This is a genomic window from Vibrio sp. 10N.261.46.E11, from assembly GCF_041472735.1.
Classification (GTDB): domain Bacteria; phylum Pseudomonadota; class Gammaproteobacteria; order Enterobacterales; family Vibrionaceae; genus Vibrio.
Map to the genome: position 1 here is coordinate 92,438 of NZ_JBFRQW010000060.1, position 17,069 is coordinate 109,506.

Consider the following 17,069-nt stretch of genomic DNA (forward strand, 5'->3'; position numbering starts at 1 on the left):
TAACTAGAGACTTTCTAGCTCACCGTATACTTATCTCAATGGAAAATCTAGGGGATCTAGATTATTCCGCTAATAAAGCAGTAAGCATGCCGCTGTATTTCGCTGCTTGCTTATCTTCTTTTAAGCGCTCCGCACGAATGATAGCTCTGAAGTCCATTAGGGCTGCATCAAAGTCGTCATTCACGATCACATAATCATATTCTGCATAGTGAGAAATCTCTGATTTTGCTTCGCTCATGCGTTTCGCAATAACTTCGTCGCTGTCTTGACCGCGAACATTCAAACGACGCTCTAGTTCACCATTTGATGGTGGAAGAATGAAGACACTCTTCGCTTGAGGCATTTGTTCACGGATCTGACGAGCACCTTGCCAGTCGATATCTAGGAATACATCGATACCGCGGTCTAGGTTTTCTTCAATCCAAACGCGTGAAGTACCGTAGTAGTTGCCGAAAACTTCAGCGTACTCTAGGAACTCACCTTTCCCTATAAGGTCTTCAAAATGATGCTTCTCTACGAAGTGGTAGTGAACACCATTTTCTTCACCAGGGCGCATACCGCGAGTGGTGTGTGAAACAGATACCTTCATTGCGTAGGTTGGATTGGTTTCTAGCATTGCTGAGATCAAGCTCGACTTACCTGCGCCACTAGGTGCAGATACGATGTAAAGAGTACCTTTGCCCATCTGTATATTTCCACTGTTGGTTGGATTGAGTGAAGGTGATAAACCGACACTATAAAAGATAGCACTGACTCTAATTATTGCTCCGATGGTTACGTCTATAAAGGGATAACAAGTAAAACTAATAGAGGCAACTGGTGAAAATTAGGTCAGAAAAATGGAGGCGAAGAGTAGCATATTTAGGTGGTTGAGAACAACTGGCTTGATCGTTATTTATTAGCGAATGATCTTCTCGACGATCTTCGTAGAAATGTAATGACTCTTCATCTTCAATTTTTTATGTGATCGCGACAAAATTTGTTGAAGTTTTAATCTCAATCCTTACAATCCGCGCAAACGATTAAATGCTGTATATGTTTGATGAAATGGGTCAAATGTTTCTACTACCGAGCCTACCTTGGTGACTACAGTTTTTAGTGTAGATCCCCCTCTATTCTCACAGCATTTAAATCTCAAATTTCTTAATTTAATACATAGGTTTTGTTGTGAATACCGACTCCACCCTGAAAGCCCAGAAGACATCTGGCTCACTTGACACCCTGTTCAAACTCTCAGAGAGAAAGACCACGATCAGTACTGAGCTATACGCAGGTTTTATTACCTTCTTAGCGATGAGTTATATCTTAGCGGTTAACCCAGCAATTTTGGGTGGCATTCCGGGAATGGACAAAGGTGCAGTCTTTACAGCGACCGCTCTTTCCGCTGCTATCGCAACGCTTATCATGGGCGTTTGGGGTAACTATCCAGTCATGCTAGCGCCTGGCATGAGCATGAATGGCTTCTTCAAAGGTTTACTATTAAGTGGCTCAGTTGCGGTACTTTGGAATGAAGCATTATTTGGCATCTTCCTGTCGGGTATCCTTTATCTTGCTTTCTCATTGACCAATATCCGTAAGTCGATGATTGAATCGATTCCTGAAGATTTGAAGTTGGCGATTACTGTCTCTCTCGGCTTGTTCATTGCTTTCTTAGGCCTCAAGAATGCAGGCATCATCGTGTCTAATCCGTTCGTACTGGTTGGCTTAGGTGACATTTCCGATCCGAAGGTGATTATCGCTTATGTGAGTATCTTCATCGCATTGGGCTGTATGGTTCGTGACATTAAACTAGCAACCTTCATCTCGTTCGTTTCTGCTATCGCGCTGACCATTCTTGCTGATGTATTCATGGGCACATCAAACGCACCCATCCCAGACCAATTTTTTTCTATGCCACCAAGCATGACGGGCAGCTTTGGCGCTATCTTTGACTTCTCAGCTTTTACGCCTGAGAAAATGTTCGATTTGTTGTTCATCGTACTTATCTTCCTGATTGTCGATTTTTTCGATGGCTTGAGCACGATTGTGGGTGTTGGCCGCGATGCGGGTATCATCGACAAAGACGGTAAAGTGCCGAACGCAAAATCGGCGCTAGTGGCAGATGCGGGCGGTACGGTGATTGGTTCTATTCTGGGTACCACATCGATTACTGCTTTCTCTGAATCGGGGATTGCTTCTTCTCAAGGTGCGAAAACAGGTTTAGCTGCGGTCATGGTAGCGGGTCTGTTCTTAATTTCACTGTTCCTATACCCAATCTTCTCTATTTTCTCAGCCGCAATGGTTGCACCTGCGATGGTTGTAGTTGGCATCTACATGGTGGGCCGTCTTGGTCAGATTAACTGGGAAAAGAAAGAGTCACGCATTGCAGCTTTCTTCACCATCATGTTCACTGTTTTAAGCTTCTCACCAGCGAACGGTATGGCGATGGGTTTCATCAGCTACGCATTCACAATGGTTGTTGCAGGTAAGCGTAAAGAAGTTCACCCTCTTATCTACGGCCTGTGTGTAGTGTTCTTAACTTATCTGATTCTGTTGTAAGGTTAGTTAGCCACTAGAAAGTTGCTAAGTAAAAAAACAAGTCGATGGCTCTGCAGTGAATGTGGGGCCATTTTTGTATTCGTCGCTTCTCTAGAGCGCATGCTAATGTAGAGACTGGATTAATTATTTTTTTAAGAGTGACTATGCCTTCTCACTTACCTAAATCTTTTAGTAAGCCGTTTTTAAAAGTATTTCACATTATGGAAGCGGTATTGCTGGTGGCGATCACGCTCGCGACCTTGTTTGCGATGGTCGAAGAGTTCATGCATGTTTTTGCTGAACGTCGAGTGCAATTGACCGATATTCTACTGATGTTTATCTATTTAGAAGTGTTGGCGATGGTTCAGCAGTTTGTGATGAACGGTAAGATCCCGGTTCGATATCCGATTTACATCGCGATGATGGCAATAGCTCGCTACATCACTTTAGGCATGAAAGAGTTAGATGCAGTTCTCATCGTTTGGTTGTCTGTTGCAGCGTTTATCTTAGCAGCAGCAACACTTTTGATTCGAGTCGGGCACCATTACTGGCCATATGTGGATCTTCGAACCAAGCAGCCGGATGAGTAATTCAATTAACTGAAATATGATGATCTAAAAAATTCGCCCAGCATTGCTGGGCGAATTCATTTAGTAACATACTAACCTGATAAGCAGTGTTAGAAGTTATAGATCAGTGCGATTTCAACACGGGAAATGTCATCACTGCTACTGCCGACTACGTCACGTGTGTAGTCGCTATCTAATGCGTAGTACATATTTAACTCAGACTTTAAGTTGCCTGTGATGTAATTATGGAATTGCAGATAGAACTGGGTGTAAGCGTATTTTTCGTCAGACTCTGCACCAAATAATACATCTTGGTTGAGTGTATAGATTGCATCATCTGTGTTGGCACGCCATGTCGACATAAAGCCAGCGATGATGGATTGTTTCGGCTGATACTCAATCACAGTGTAAGAACCGACCTGCATTGCGTTGCCGTAAGCGCCGTCATGCGCGAAACCCAGTGGGTCACCTGTCCACAAAGGGTTAAACGTGTTCACTTTGTCGCTGTCTTTATCTGAACCTGATGCATAATGTAGGTTCAGACCTAAGCGATAGTTCCAGTCTGCTTTCCAGTTGTAGTTCAAATCGGCATAAGCCATGTAGGCTGAGATATCTTTACCTGCATGATCACCAAATTGGTAAACACCGTCGAGCATGTAACCAAACCCTTCACTCACAAAGTCATGGGCATGTAAGCCTAAAACTTGAATGTCGACGTCACCATCTGGTGCATTAACAAAGCTTTCATTGGTGAGTCTATTACTCATTATGTAGGCTTGCATTGCCCCGAAGTCAGTTCTCCAATTAGCGAATAAGCCGGTCGATTTTTTGCCATTGGTTTTATCATCCCAGTTGCCACCGAAGCTGCCATCTTTGTAGAGAGGGAATACTTCTTCGCCGTAGTATGCGTCAAAATTGATGCCTGCTACGCTGTATTTTGCGCTGGCTGCATTCCAACTTGATTGAACTGGCGTTGGTTCACGGTTCATCATTTGCCATTCATTTAAGTATATTTCTTGGCGACCAAGGCGGGTACTTAGGTATTGCTCACCGTCATCGAGTAATTTGAATTCGGTAAACAACTGGTGGAAGTCAGTACCGGCATCGTCAACTGGACCCGGACTATCGAGGTTAGTGTAGTTGGTTCGAATTTCACCAAATACACGCATCCAGTCTTGGTAAGTCACATTGGTGGAGAATTGCATGCGAGTACGCAGTTCATTTTTCTTGCGGTTTTCTCCGTCGTACATGTGATTCCAACGGTTATCGACTGCGGCTTTTACATTACCGCTAAATGAGACTTTCCAGTCACCACTGTCATCAATATCCAAGCGTTTGAGTTTTTCTGAAAAGCTTTTTTGACTTTCGTCTAGACCATCGACATAGCTCCAGTCCTCATTGGCTCTATCTCCCCAGAAGACGATCGGGTTGCGCTCAGACCAGCTTGATGTTGTATTTTCGTTTGCGTGTAGGACGCCAGAAACACAAAGAGCAAGTAAAGTAACTGCATGTTTTGTCATTGCTTTCATTTTTATATTTCCCATATTTCAGGTGCACGAATCCCTTCCTGTGACTTGTAGTCACAGGAGGAATTGTCAGTTATTGGTTTCTATAGATTCGTAACAGTAGGGTTACGGAAGTTGCGCTTAGCTAAGAGTCGACACCAAGGGCTTCTTTGATACCAGAGGCAATCGTAATAACGTTGGCTCCATATATCACTTGAATGCCTTTATTCATTCTGACGACACCAATTGCGTTGAGCTGTTGTTTCCAAACTTTATCGCTTGCCGTTAGTGATTCGTCATGCAGCGAAACACGCAGTCGAGTTGCACAGTTTGTCACGTTCTCAATGTTGTCAGCTCCACCCAGCGCCTTAATGATTTCAACAGGCAGTCCTTTTGAGGTCTGATCCTTTTTCTTTTTAAAGTCTTCTTTTGAATACAGGGCGATATCACCATCTTCTTCTTCGCGACCTGGAGTTTTTGAATCAAACTTTAGGATGAAGAACTTGAATGTGTAGAAGTAAATCGCGAAGTATAGTGGGATAATCCACAATAGAGCCCAAGCATGAACCTTTTCAGGTTGTAGTAGGTTAGGCACCATAAATAGCAGCTGATTTCCGTGAATTGAAACACCCATCATTTCGGTGATCACATAAGCAAGACCATTTAGCGGAACATGCACTGCAAAGAATAGGAATGGTTGGACGAATAGGAAGGTATATTCTAGTGGCTCGGTAATACCGATAACAGCAGCCGTAAATACCGCAGGCACCATGATAGCGGCTACCTTCTTACGATTGGCTGTTTTTGCTGTTACGTACATTGCATAAGCAGCACCCGTTAGGCCACCAATTTGGATTGGAATACGACCGCTGGTAAAGTTATGTGTAATGTAGCTCGTTGCCTCTGGTGAACTCATTTGGCCATTCATGATGTTACGAACACCTTCGTAAACAACACCATCAATCTCCATTACGCCACCAACACGAGTGTATTCAATAGGGAAGGCGATAAGGTGATGTAAGCCAAATGGCAATAAGCCTTTGTCAAATACGCCAAATAGGAAAGAGCCAAAAATACCTGAGCTAGTAATCAAAGTAGTGATGGACTGCAGTGCCCCAGCGATCGGCGGCCAAGCGTAGTAAACAAACAGCGCGATAGGCATGATAGCGAAGTAAGCAAAAATCACTACGGCACGAGGGCCTGAGAAGAAGCTCAAGAGTGCAGGCATTTCGAATTTGTAGTAACGGTTGTGGATCCAAGCCGTAATACAACCAACAAGAATACCGCTAAAGATCCCCATGTTGTAAGCGAAGATACCTAAAGACTCACCCCATAAAGAGTTGAAGTTTTGCGCTGCTACTTTGTCGTAGCCAGCATCATTCATTAATGACGCAACGCTTGTAGTTTCTTGAGTCCATCCGTGAAATGCAGCGATCGATCCGATAGCGACGTTGAAACACATGAACATGGTAAAGCCAGTGAAGGCTGCCCAACCTTTTTCAGATTTCGCCAGCGCGAACGCTAGACCAATCGCAAAGAAAGGCGGTAGATTGCGCATGACCATCAAGCCAAGATCTAACATCAGCTTAAAGAATGCCCAAATAACAGAGTCGGTAGCAGACATTTGGTTTACAACACCAGCGCCCACACCAATAAATATACCTGCGATAACCAGTACGATGATGGATACCATCATACCTCCAGCAAGTGCTTGAACCTTATCTCTCATAATTTACTCCTAAAGTGATATGAGAACTTTCACGTATATTGTTATTGCTCTTTTTAATGACTCGATGCTGAGCCTTTCATTAGGCTCATGGACACGAGTCACATCACCAGGAAAAGTAGGTCCGAATGCCACACCATTGTTTAGCGCGCGCGCGTAAGAAGCCGCACCTTTACTAAAGCACTGAGCGTCCATTTTGGTCACTTCGGAATAAGCTTTTCCCATTGCTTGGATAAGTTCACTTTCGGGTGAGAGGTAAGATAGAGGTAAGTACTGGTGTTCAATCAATCTCACTCCGTATTGTTGGGATACATACTGGAGTTGGGTACGAGCTTGATCGATAGTCAGTCCTTTAGGAAACCGAAAATCAAAATCCAAGTTGTAGCCATGTTGATTCAAATTGATGGAGGAGACACAGCATGTAGTCGACCCCATTTCCTTATCTTGGTGTGCTAGCCCTAATTTCGAAGCATCATTGGAATCACTAAAACACGCGTCTAGTAAATCAATTAAATTTCGAGAGTTAGTGTCTAACCCTTCAACATGTCGCATGTGACGAACAAACTGATCCATACAGTTATCGACCTTATGCGGGTTGCGAGATTTCTCCCACGGCGTTGACAACTCAACGCAGTACAACTCCTTTTGTTGGTGGTTGTCACTTTGTGCCACATTGGCAAGAGTGACCGTTGCTGAAGTTTCAAATGTTGCTGCTACTTCAGCCGCTTTTTCTCCTGTCAGATAAATCGATAATTGATAGCAGGTGGATGTTCTGTCACGCTCACTTTCAATGCTTACGATCTGACAAGTTCCTAGGCCATTGTGAGTTGGGAATTCTCGTTGCAATGACGCATATAGGATGCCTTTTTCTCCATTAACGATTGGGAAGTCGCCATCTGGAGAGAAACCATAATCCGGTTGAGGGTTATGATTAAAATAATGCTCTACACATTCCCAAGTTGTCTCTTCTGCGCCGCCGATGATCACTCTTATTTTTTTGTCGAGTGTTACATCAAGCGCTTTAAACATCTTGAGAATATACAGACTGGCCATTAACGGGCCTTTGTTGTCGGTAACGCCTCGCCCCAATAAGTCATCACCTTGTTGGTGCATCTCAAATGCAGGGGTTAACCATGAGTCCAAATTACCGGCTTCTACCACATCTACATGATGCAATATGCCGATTTCTTGTAAGCCTTCGCCAAAGCTGACGTCCAAGGCATAACCATCATGATCACGGACTTCAAACCCTTCTCGTTTCGCCCAGTTAATGAGAAAGTCGAATGCGTTTCTAATCGGTAAACCAAAAGGAGCATTGGGTGAACAGCTGCTGATATCTCGTACAGACGGAATAGCAATTAGCTCAGATAGATCACGCGTAAACGTTTCAATATTTGAATCAAAATAGCGCAGTGTTTGAGCTGAAAAATTGCTTTCCGTCATGTTTTATTCCTAAATTATCCTTACTGACATGCTTGTAAATAGACTTGCAAGCGAGGTCTCATTTTGATTATAAATCCCAGCTATTGAACGTGTTGCTTTGATAATAAATACGTACCTTCTGCATTCGAAAAAGCCATGAAATCGGCCGTTCTTTGCGCGAAAATACCGTTCTCGACGACGCCAGGAATAGCGTTAATTTGGAGTTCTAATCGCTTTGGTTCAGCGATGTCCAAATGAGCAACATCGAGAATGATATTGCCGTTATCAGTGGTGCAGTCTTGGCGCAACGTCGGGTGTCCACCAAGGCTTTGTAAGGCATTAAACACAGCAGTTTGTGCGGCAGGTAAAACCTCTACAGGGAGTGGAAACTTTCCGAGTTGAGTGACCAATCGACCGCTATCTGCGATGGTGATGAAGCTTAGAGCAAGCGTCGCGAGTACTTTTTCACGAGCCAGTGCCGCACCACCACCTTTCACGGTCATGCCGGTTGTAAGACCTTCATCAATGCCATCAATGTAGAAATCAACACGGCCACATTCAGATATGGATATCTCATTCAGCCCTGCAGAGGATAAAGCTCGACTTGAGCGAACCGAACTGGATACGCAATGAGCAAACTCAGCGCCACTTTCTTTTAATAGTTGAATGAAAACTTCAACTGTTGCACCAGTTCCGATACCAATCACGCTAGAAGGTGTTAGCGTTTTTAGGACTTGCTCTAAGGCTACTTTTGCAGCCTTAGTTCGCAGGCAGTCTTGGCTTTGGTTTTCAATAAAGCGTTGTGCCATGCTCATATTACTTCTCCAGAACCGCTAGGGATTTTTCAACGATGTTTTCGACTGTAAATCCAAACATTTCGAAGAGTTGTTCTGCTGGTGCTGATTCACCAAAGCTTGTCATTCCCACAATGTCGCCGTGTAGCCCGACATACTTGAACCAGTAGTCACGGATACCAGCCTCTATGGCAACTCGTGCTGTAACATGGCTTGGTAAAACCTGTTCCTTGTATTCCGCGCTTTGTGCGTCAAAAATATCGGTGGCCGGCATTGAAACTACGCGGCAGCGAACATGGCTGAGTTGTACTTTTGCTTCCATGGCGAGTGCTACTTCAGAGCCCGTAGCGATTAGAATCAGCTGTGGGTCACCTTCACAGTCAGAAAGGATGTATCCACCTTTCGCTACATTGGAAAGCGTGTTTTGGTCACGTTCGAATTGAACAAGGTTCTGGCGAGAGAAAATCAATGACGTTGGGCCATCAAAACGTTCGATAGCAGACTTCCAAGCCACCGCGGTTTCTACTTGGTCGCAAGGACGCCAAGTGCTCATGTTTGGGGTAAGTCGAAGCGATGCGATTTGTTCAACCGGTTGGTGTGTCGGACCATCTTCCCCCAAACCGATAGAGTCATGGGTATAAACGAAGATACTGCGTTGCTTCATTAGTGCTGCCATACGAAGCGCGTTACGAGCGTACTCCATGAACATCAAGAACGTACCGCCGTATGGGATAAAGCCACCATGCAACGCCACGCCATTCATCATTGCAGACATCGCAAATTCACGAACGCCGTAACTCAAGTAGTTTCCTGACGCATCTTGAGCGGTAATTGCTTTTGAGCCTGACCAGTTAGTTAAGTTTGAAGGGGTTAAATCGGCAGAACCTCCCAAAAACTCTGGCAGTATTGGTCCGAATGCTTCAATAGTATTTTGTGATGCTTTGCGAGTCGCGATGGTTTGTGGATTCGCTTGCAAAGTCTGGATTAGATCTTGAGTGTGCTGATCCCAATTTTCAGGTAATAGGTTCTGGCTACGACGCAAAAACTCAGCGGCTAATTCTGGGTGCGTCTCTTGATAAGCATTGAAACGTGTTTGCCAGTCATCTTCATTGCTTTGTCCTTTATCTTTCCCATCCCATGCTTGGTATACATCTTGAGGAATTTCAAATTCAGGATGGTCCCAGCCGAGGTTGAGTCGAACCAATGCGACTTCATCAGCACCTAACGGAGCACCATGACAGTCATGACTGGCTGACTTGTTTGGTGAGCCAAAACCAATCACGGTTTTGCAGCAAATTAAGGTTGGTTTATCTGTTACGGCTTTAGCTTCAGTAATCGCTTTGTGAATATCATCAGCGTTATGACCATCAACATCAGCAATAACATGCCAACCGTAGGCTTCAAAACGTTTTGGTGTGTCATCAGAGAACCAGCCGTCGACTTCGCCATCAATCGAAATGCCATTGTCATCCCAAAAAGCGACCAGTTTCCCTAATCCAAGCGTACCGGCAAGTGAACATGCTTCATGAGAAATACCTTCCATCATGCAGCCGTCGCCCATGAACACGTAGGTGTGGTGATCAACAATGTCGTGGCCTTCACGGTTGAACTGTTCAGCCAGCACTTTTTCAGCCAAAGCCATGCCGACACCGTTGGTGATGCCTTGTCCTAATGGGCCGGTAGTGGTTTCAATACCTGGAGCGTAACCGTATTCAGGGTGACCTGCGGTTTTACTGTGTAATTGACGAAAAGATTTGATGTCATCCATTGATAGCTCGTAACCAGATAGGTGTAACAAGCTATAGATAAGCATTGAGCCATGGCCATTCGACAAGATAAAACGGTCGCGGTCGGCCCAGTTAGGGTTGCTCGGATTGTGTTTTAGAAAATCACGCCATAGAACTTCAGCGATATCGGCCATGCCCATCGGTGCTCCGGGGTGGCCCGAGCCTGCTTTTTGTACTGCGTCCATGCTTAGAACGCGAATAGCGTCGGCTAATTTAGTTCGTGTAATCATCATCTTCTCCTACAGGCGTGCTTCGATCATGGTTTCTAACTTGCCTTGATCGACGGCAAAGTTACGGATGCCTTCGGCGAGCTTTTCTGTTGCCATCGGGTCTTGGTTCATCTCCCAGCGGAACTGTGCTTCAGTCATGGCTGTTGGTGTCTCTTTGATGGTGTCACGGTCGGCAAAGAGTAGGCGCTCAACAGAGCCTTCTTGTGCTGCAAGTTGGTCTAAAATTGCAGGGCCTATGGTCAAACGGTCACAGCCCGCTAATGCTAGGACTTCATCGGCATTGCGGAAGCTCGCGCCCATCACAACCGTGTTGTAGCCATGATCTTTGTAGTAGTTGTAAATTTCAGAGACTGAAACGACACCAGGATCTTCATGAGGAAGGTACTCTTTTTTATCGGTATTGGTTTTGTACCAATCTAGGATACGACCGACAAAAGGTGAGATTAAGAATACACCGGCTTCTGCACAGGCTTTGGCTTGTGCAAAGTTGAACAGCAGCGTTAGGTTGCAATTGATGCCTTCTTTCTCTAGTTCTTGAGCTGCTCGAATGCCTTCCCAAGTTGACGCTAACTTAATTAGGATTCGGTCGTTACTGATGCCAGCTTCGTTATACATGCCGATAAGCTTACGAGCTTTTGCCAAGCTTGCGACTCTGTCGAATGACATACGAGCGTCGACTTCTGTTGAGATGCGCCCCGGTACCGTTTTTAGAATTTCTAAACCAATGTTGACCGCCAGTTTGTCTCCAGCGTCGATCAACTGTTGTGATTTGTCGTTGCTTTGTGCTTTTGCCCAAGTGATCGCATCGGCGATTAAGTGATCGTATTGCGGCATTTCTGCGGCTTTTAGTACTAGAGATGGGTTAGTTGTGGCGTCTTCAGGTTGAAATGCAGCAATAGCATCAATATCACCTGTGTCGGCAACGACAGTGGTGTGCTTTTTCAGTTGTTCTAATTTATTCATTGTTCATTCTCGGTAAGTTGGTTTATCAATTGCAGTAGCGTTTGATCATTCATCGAACTCAGCACCACGTTGGCTAGCGAGACATCGAGGTGACGAGTGAGCAAATTGGTGACTGCAACTGTTGGTATTCCTGCCGATCGAGCCGCCATAATTCCAGGAGGGGAATCTTCGAAAGCGATGGCTTGATGGGCAGATACACCGAGTTGTTCTAATGCCGCTAAATACACATCGGGATGTGGTTTCCGTCTATCTGAGGCAATGTCTTCTGCTCCGATAAAGCAGTCGAAATAGTGTGTAAGGTTCAAACGATTCAGAATTGGCATGTAATGTTCAGCCTCTGAGCTGGTGGCCAGTGCAATGCTCAATGAGTGTGATTTAGCAAAGTCTAGATACTGACGGACACCTTCTCGTTCTGTTATTGAAGCAATTAATTGGTAGGCATGAGCGATCACTCGATCGCGAATTTGTGAATCGGAGAGCTTTTGATTCGACGCTTTGTTGAATAGTTGATAAAGGTAGGTTGCTGGCGCTGAGCTCCCAACTAGGCCAGCAACCTGGAGTGGCGAAACTTCAACTCCGTATGGTTTTAACAAAGCTTCCCAGGCTTTGAACATACAGGTTTCGGTATCGACGAGAAGGCCATCGAAGTCAAAGACCAACGCTTTTAGGTTACTGGCAATGAATTCCTCTCTTTCCAATTTCAAAGCTGTATGACCTAAAGTGTTGTTCTTGTATTCCATGTTTCAATCTCCATTTTCTTTAATTATGACAAACGTGAATTTGTGACTGTCGCTTATTCAACCAAACTGGCCTGCAATACTTTTTTCATTTCTTCACCACTGGTTAGTGGTAGATCAAAGCAAAAAGCCGGCTCCAACTTTTGAACATCTTCTTTGGTGACACCTACTTGAGTTAAGTTCGATTCAAGACCGATACGTTCAAGGAATTTCACAAGAGCAGCCGCTAATGATTGAGCTTTTTCTTCGGTACTTCCCACAGCACCAAATAACTCAGCCACTTGAGCAAATCTCTCTGGTTGCTTGCGCCATTGAAGTTGTGCATAAGCTGGATAAACCACTGCGAGTGTTAACCCATGTGGTAGGTTTGTTTTGCTACTACCTAAGATTTCGCCTAAAGGGTGTGGTGCCCCCGCACCGCCATTAGCTAGCGAGATCCCGCCAAGTGTGTCTGCTTTCGCGAGTTGGCAGCGGCCATGTAAATCTGCGCCGTTGTCGACAACACTCGGTAGGTGATCAATGACAAGCTTCATTGCTTCTAACGCCATACCATCAACAAATGGAGATGGTCGAGTACCCGTAAATGATTCAAACGCATGTGAAAAAGCATCAAATCCTGTCATAGCTGTCATACGTGGAGGCAGTGTCAGCATGAGCTCTGGATCGATTAACGCTTCACAAGGGAAAAATTCAGGGTGAAACAGTGTTAGCTTTGCATGTTGCTCAAGGTCGGTAATCACTGCCGCTTGCGTCACTTGAGAGCCAGTTCCCGATGTTGTAGGTACAGCGATCAAAGGTACGACTTTCGCGGGTAGTGGGTTGACGTCCCCAAACGGTGAATCATAAGTGGCAAACCAATGAGCCCAATCTAGAGACTCTGCATTAATTGTTGCCGAAATGATTTTTGCTGTATCAATCGATGAACCACCACCAATGGCCAACACCACATCACAGTTATTTCCGATGGCCACTTGGCGGCCAAGTTCAACGACGGTTGTAGGCGGATTCGGTACGACACCATCAAAATGAGTCACTTCAATTCCTTGCTCTGAAAGCAAAGTAAAAATGCGGTCATAGGCTGGCTTTACTGCATCAAAAATAGGTTCGGATACTACTAGGCAACGTGTGCCATATTGAGCGATAAGCTGACCTATTTTCTGAATCTCACCCGCACCAAAGGTTAGCTTGGTCGGTTGATAGTGTTGAAACTGTGTCATGGTTTAATCCTTGGTAGTGGTGCCAAACCCGAGCATAGAGGGGGGTAGGTTTAGCACCGTTATTTCTAGATTGCTGTGGCGCATCGATTCGATAGAAGCTGCGCTAGGCAATTACTTAAACGGTTTCGACTTCTTTTGTGTCTGCCGCTGCTTTATCTTCCAGTTGGTCGATTGCTGCGCGGAAGTCACGAACGCCTGCTGTGATGCCGTCTTTGTGGCCAAAGATATTTGTCGATGCAACCATCACGTCAATATCTTCATTAAGCAGTTCTTCGATGTTGTGGTTACGGATACCGCCATCAACACATAGCTCACAGTTAGGGTTGCGTTCGTTGATGAGTTCACGTGCTTCGCGGATCATTGCAATCGCAGATTTGCGCCATAACCATTCATCATCGCCATCAGTAATGCCGTGAATAACAATGTGTAAACGGTCTAGGTAGTAGATAGATTCTTTAACAAATGACACTGGCGTTAATGCACCAACGGTTAAACCAAATTTCATTCCGTGGTTTTGACAGTACTTAATGATGTAACACAGAGGAGCACCGATAAAATGCTCAGCTGGTAGAATCAGCATGTCTGCACCAGCAGCAGCGATTTTATCGATAAATAACTTGTCGCAATCTTTGAAGTAAGCGTGAACTTCAATTGGCTTTTCAGTGTAAGGACGAATGCCTTCAACAATTTGATGCCCCCCCATCAATTGCAGGTTTTTCAGGTCATGCATATCTGCTGCATCACAGTGGATGTAATCGGCACCAGCATCAGATACTTCTTTCACTACGTCTGCAATGTGGCCGTAATCTACGTGTGCTAATCCTGCGGCAATTTTTACTTTTTTCATGATTTATCCTTAGTAACTAAAAGTGTTTTGGCATGTGTGTTGGCCTTCTTGCACTATCAAGCGAAGGTACTGGCCAATTCCACAGCCGTTGTTATTGGTAACAATTAGATTAGCCATGCCTTTTAAAGCAGGGCTGGCATTAGCCATTGCGACAGGTTCTCCGACAAGTCGGAACATAGAGGCATCGTTGTCCCCATCCCCAAAAGCAATGGTGTTATGAGATGAAATTCTTTGGTCATTTAGCCACTGCTGAAGAGCGTGGCCTTTGGTGGCTGCTTTAGACGTAATGTCCAATTTATTCGGTGTTGATAAGTCAGCTTGGAAGTGCGTTTTTAAGGAATCTCGTAACTGGTTTAGAGATTCTTTGTCTTGGCTAGACACTAATACTTTGTATACATCGCCACTGCGAGCGATGAGTTCGGTCAGCGTTGGGATAACCTGCAGCTCCATTGCGGCATTAATAACCTCAGCCTTTTTTTCTAAACCCTTTGTATGAGTTGATTCTTTTTGAGCAAAGATGCCTTTACTTGAATAGATGGTGAAGGCGAAATGTCCATCATTCAGTAAGCTCAACAGACCCGTTAGTGATTCATGACTAATTGTGTGCTGATGTTGAACACGTTGTGTTTTAGGGTCATAAATATAGGCACCATTGCAGCAGATGATTGGTAGCGATAATTGAAGCTGGTCAACATATGGCATCATCAGCTGGTGCGGTCTACCACTCGCCAAGCTCACCTGATATCCATTATTAACGGCAAGACAAATCGCTTGTTTGTTAGTCACGCAGATCTGCTCAGCATCACTTAACAGTGTTCCATCTAAATCAATCATTACTGCTTGGTATTTCATTTTACTCTCCAGTGACTTCTCATGACGCAAAATGACTATAGACGGTCAAATGCGGTCACGTAAAGTCATTTTTGATTTATTATGAACAAAACAATGGTTTCTATCACATATTTCGAGTCAAATTAATTCAAAAGAGTTCATTTTGAGAATCTAATTGCTCAAAAGTTCATAATGCGTCAAAATAATTCAAAAGAACTTAATGGTATGAACAATGAATGAAGCTCAGCGTCATAGAAGCTTGTTAGATCATCTAACGAGTCATACGTTTATAACGACAAATGACTATGTGAAGATGTTAGATATCTCTTTATCTACAGCTCGTCGGGACATTACAAAGTTGGCGGAAGAAGGGAGGCTGAAAAAAATCCGTAATGGGGCAGAGGTAATCAATTTTGACTCGTCCCTAGCCGCAACTCATGCACCAAGCAGCTTTATCCCCTGCGAAACAGATATAGAAAGCTATGTAGCGAAAAAGCGAATTGCTAAAGCTGCGGCAGATATGTGTGAAGAGCACGACAGTATTATTGTGAGTGGTAGCAATACGACTTTTTTGATGGGAGAGCATTTAGCGCATCGTGATGTGCAAGTTGTGACGAATTTTATGCCATTGGCTTATCAGCTGATTAGTCAAGATCATCAAAGTATCATCATACTTGGTGGCCAATATCTACCCGAACGTCAGATCACTATTTCTCCAGATGAAGAAGCAGCAGATGACCATAAAAGTCGTTTTGTCTTCTTTACGGGTACGGGTGTTACGACAGCTGGTGTGCATACCTCTGATCTATTGGTCTATATGGCAGAGAAAAAGCTGCTGGAGTATGGTGATCGTATTGTGGCTCTGATAGATAGCAGCAAAGTAGGTAAGCATGGTGGAAAGTTACTCGCTACCGCTTCTCAGATTGACACATTGATTACAGATGACGGCGCTGACCCTAAGGTGCTTGATGCTTTACGAGAACTAGGTGTGAAGATACTGGTAGTTTAGTTACGTGGAGAGTGCTGTTGCGGCGCTTGTTTTTGCTTTTGTCGTACTCTTGATTCGAGTAGGGCACCATTACTGGCCATATGTGGATCTTCGAACCAAGCAGCCGGATGAGTAATTCTTTAAGATCAGAGCTTTGTAAATGAAGTTCAGTGATGTTGTAGGGCTGAATAGAAGTTAACTGAACAAAAAATAGTCATTTTATTCAAATAACGCTTTACAACCTGGTCAGGATCACCAAGAATGTGCTTGCTCTGTTTTCAGGGTTATTAAATGAAACATCCAGTTGTAAAGTAAAACCCTTAGTATTGCTTCATTGTTATTCTCAGTGTTTCCCTTGGCTTCATAGATACATTAAATAATTCAAGCTTTCAGCGCATCGCACTTTTTGGCGATTAATTTTTTATTTTTATATAAGGGACACATCATGTCTAACAAAGTAAACGGCGTAGTAAAATGGTTTAACGAAGAGAAAGGTTTCGGTTTCCTAACTCAAGACAACGGCGGCGCTGACGTATTCGTACACTTCCGTGCTATCGCTTCTGAAGGTTTCAAGACTCTTAAAGAAGGCCAACAAGTGTCTTTCGAAGTAGAGCAAGGCCAAAAAGGTCTTCAAGCTGCAAACGTTGTAGCTCTATAAGATTTTAAGTCGGCGCAGGTTGCATTAGCAACTTGCGTCACTTTCTCTCGCAAACCAGTTTTCCCCTCAGTTTTACCGTAATACTCTTCCCCATTTGCAATACCTCCTCTAAATATTAAAAGTCCTTTTGTACACCTGATCCGTTCTATCTATCGCTGTATCTATCTTTTGTGCTAAGACATCTCCTGCGTAATAATCTGCTCACTTAGTCATCCTGATTGTCATTACTGTATCCATAAAAAAACCCCTAAAACTAGGCAACACCTATCATTTAAGGT

At 44.2% G+C, this 17,069-nt stretch carries 15 protein-coding genes, 1 pseudogene and 1 riboswitch; of the genes and pseudogenes, 5 read left to right on the forward strand and 11 right to left on the reverse strand.

The genetic code is table 11. From position 1 onward, the window contains the following. Positions 1-61: 61 nt before the first annotated feature. A complete protein-coding gene (gene gmk, locus AB4407_RS18075; protein WP_048661314.1) occupies positions 62-685 on the reverse strand; it encodes a guanylate kinase in 624 nt (207 codons plus the stop codon). Between the two features lie 324 nt (positions 686-1,009). Next, a riboswitch (purine riboswitch) is annotated at positions 1,010-1,109 on the forward strand. A 58-nt stretch (positions 1,110-1,167) separates the two neighbouring features. Here gmk and AB4407_RS18080 point away from each other — a divergent pair. Both AB4407_RS18080 and AB4407_RS18085 read left to right on the forward strand, forming a co-directional pair. Further along, positions 1,168-2,538 carry an NCS2 family permease gene (locus tag AB4407_RS18080; protein WP_372121525.1) on the forward strand — a complete coding sequence of 457 codons (1,371 nt, stop codon included), beginning with the start codon at positions 1,168-1,170 and terminating at the stop codon, positions 2,536-2,538. Positions 2,539-2,681: 143 nt separating this feature from the next. Continuing rightward, entirely contained in the window at positions 2,682-3,107 is a 426-nt protein-coding gene (locus AB4407_RS18085) for a phosphate-starvation-inducible protein PsiE (RefSeq protein WP_009848000.1), read from the forward strand. An 89-nt stretch (positions 3,108-3,196) separates the two neighbouring features. Here the strand turns inward: AB4407_RS18085 and AB4407_RS18090 are convergent, their stop codons facing one another. From AB4407_RS18090 to AB4407_RS18135, 10 genes are all read right to left on the reverse strand, one after another. Further along, positions 3,197-4,615, reverse strand: a complete 1,419-nt coding sequence (locus tag AB4407_RS18090; protein WP_372121527.1) for a hypothetical protein — start codon at positions 4,613-4,615, stop codon at positions 3,197-3,199. A gap of 121 nt (positions 4,616-4,736) precedes the next feature. Then, positions 4,737-6,320, reverse strand: coding sequence for a PTS transporter subunit EIIC (locus AB4407_RS18095; RefSeq protein ID WP_009847994.1), 1,584 nt, complete (start codon positions 6,318-6,320; stop codon positions 4,737-4,739). Between the two features lie 9 nt (positions 6,321-6,329). Further along, positions 6,330-7,760 (reverse strand): Sapep family Mn(2+)-dependent dipeptidase, encoded by a 1,431-nt coding sequence (locus AB4407_RS18100; RefSeq protein WP_372121529.1) that lies wholly within the window; start codon positions 7,758-7,760, stop codon positions 6,330-6,332. Positions 7,761-7,840: 80 nt separating this feature from the next. Further along, entirely contained in the window at positions 7,841-8,554 is a 714-nt protein-coding gene (rpiA, locus tag AB4407_RS18105; RefSeq protein WP_032555301.1) for a ribose-5-phosphate isomerase RpiA, read from the reverse strand. Between the two features lies 1 nt (position 8,555). Then, positions 8,556-10,550: a transketolase gene (tkt, locus tag AB4407_RS18110; protein WP_372121530.1), complete on the reverse strand. Its 1,995-nt coding sequence runs from the start codon at positions 10,548-10,550 to the stop codon at positions 8,556-8,558. 9 nt (positions 10,551-10,559) lie between these two features. Then, entirely contained in the window at positions 10,560-11,513 is a 954-nt protein-coding gene (tal, locus tag AB4407_RS18115; protein ID WP_017099278.1) for a transaldolase, read from the reverse strand. After that, positions 11,510-12,253 carry an HAD family hydrolase gene (locus AB4407_RS18120; protein ID WP_372121531.1) on the reverse strand — a complete coding sequence of 248 codons (744 nt, stop codon included), beginning with the start codon at positions 12,251-12,253 and terminating at the stop codon, positions 11,510-11,512. Before AB4407_RS18120 ends, tal begins: the two co-directional genes overlap by 4 nt. A 53-nt stretch (positions 12,254-12,306) precedes the next feature. After that, entirely contained in the window at positions 12,307-13,467 is a 1,161-nt protein-coding gene (locus AB4407_RS18125) for an iron-containing alcohol dehydrogenase (protein WP_372121532.1), read from the reverse strand. A gap of 115 nt (positions 13,468-13,582) precedes the next feature. Further along, complete coding sequence (locus AB4407_RS18130) at positions 13,583-14,314, reverse strand: ribulose-phosphate 3-epimerase (protein WP_012603032.1); 732 nt, start codon at positions 14,312-14,314, stop codon at positions 13,583-13,585. 9 nt (positions 14,315-14,323) lie between these two features. Then, the gene (locus tag AB4407_RS18135; RefSeq protein ID WP_029225314.1) at positions 14,324-15,166 is read right to left on the reverse strand and encodes an HAD family hydrolase; all 843 of its coding nucleotides are present in this window, start codon (positions 15,164-15,166) and stop codon (positions 14,324-14,326) included. Between the two features lie 211 nt (positions 15,167-15,377). Between AB4407_RS18135 and ulaR the strand changes: the two genes are divergently transcribed. From ulaR to AB4407_RS18150, 3 genes and pseudogenes are all read left to right on the forward strand, one after another. Then, positions 15,378-16,154: an HTH-type transcriptional regulator UlaR gene (ulaR, locus tag AB4407_RS18140; RefSeq protein WP_009847985.1), complete on the forward strand. Its 777-nt coding sequence runs from the start codon at positions 15,378-15,380 to the stop codon at positions 16,152-16,154. A 40-nt stretch (positions 16,155-16,194) separates the two neighbouring features. Continuing rightward, positions 16,195-16,269, forward strand: a pseudogene (locus AB4407_RS18145) (phosphate-starvation-inducible E); the annotation flags it as partial. A 309-nt stretch (positions 16,270-16,578) separates the two neighbouring features. Beyond that, the gene (locus AB4407_RS18150) at positions 16,579-16,791 is read left to right on the forward strand and encodes a cold-shock protein (protein ID WP_017071067.1); all 213 of its coding nucleotides are present in this window, start codon (positions 16,579-16,581) and stop codon (positions 16,789-16,791) included. The last annotated feature ends 278 nt before the right edge of the window (positions 16,792-17,069 follow it).

What these genes read in the sequence shown, in the direction of transcription:
- AB4407_RS18100 (WP_372121529.1), bottom strand. Translation starts at nt 7,760, where the DNA reads ATGACGGAAAGCAATTTTTCAGCTCAAACACTGCGCTATTTTGATTCA.
- AB4407_RS18125 (WP_372121532.1), bottom strand. Translation starts at nt 13,467, where the DNA reads ATGACACAGTTTCAACACTATCAACCGACCAAGCTAACCTTTGGTGCG.
- AB4407_RS18120 (WP_372121531.1), bottom strand. Translation starts at nt 12,253, where the DNA reads ATGGAATACAAGAACAACACTTTAGGTCATACAGCTTTGAAATTGGAA.
- AB4407_RS18090 (WP_372121527.1), bottom strand. Translation starts at nt 4,615, where the DNA reads ATGAAAGCAATGACAAAACATGCAGTTACTTTACTTGCTCTTTGTGTT.
- gmk (WP_048661314.1), bottom strand. Translation starts at nt 685, where the DNA reads ATGGGCAAAGGTACTCTTTACATCGTATCTGCACCTAGTGGCGCAGGT.
- rpiA (WP_032555301.1), bottom strand. Translation starts at nt 8,554, where the DNA reads ATGAGCATGGCACAACGCTTTATTGAAAACCAAAGCCAAGACTGCCTG.
- tkt (WP_372121530.1), bottom strand. Translation starts at nt 10,550, where the DNA reads ATGATTACACGAACTAAATTAGCCGACGCTATTCGCGTTCTAAGCATG.
- tal (WP_017099278.1), bottom strand. Translation starts at nt 11,513, where the DNA reads ATGAATAAATTAGAACAACTGAAAAAGCACACCACTGTCGTTGCCGAC.
- AB4407_RS18135 (WP_029225314.1), bottom strand. Translation starts at nt 15,166, where the DNA reads ATGAAATACCAAGCAGTAATGATTGATTTAGATGGAACACTGTTAAGT.
- ulaR (WP_009847985.1), top strand. Translation starts at nt 15,378, where the DNA reads ATGAATGAAGCTCAGCGTCATAGAAGCTTGTTAGATCATCTAACGAGT.
- AB4407_RS18150 (WP_017071067.1), top strand. Translation starts at nt 16,579, where the DNA reads ATGTCTAACAAAGTAAACGGCGTAGTAAAATGGTTTAACGAAGAGAAA.
- AB4407_RS18095 (WP_009847994.1), bottom strand. Translation starts at nt 6,320, where the DNA reads ATGAGAGATAAGGTTCAAGCACTTGCTGGAGGTATGATGGTATCCATC.
- AB4407_RS18085 (WP_009848000.1), top strand. Translation starts at nt 2,682, where the DNA reads ATGCCTTCTCACTTACCTAAATCTTTTAGTAAGCCGTTTTTAAAAGTA.
- AB4407_RS18130 (WP_012603032.1), bottom strand. Translation starts at nt 14,314, where the DNA reads ATGAAAAAAGTAAAAATTGCCGCAGGATTAGCACACGTAGATTACGGC.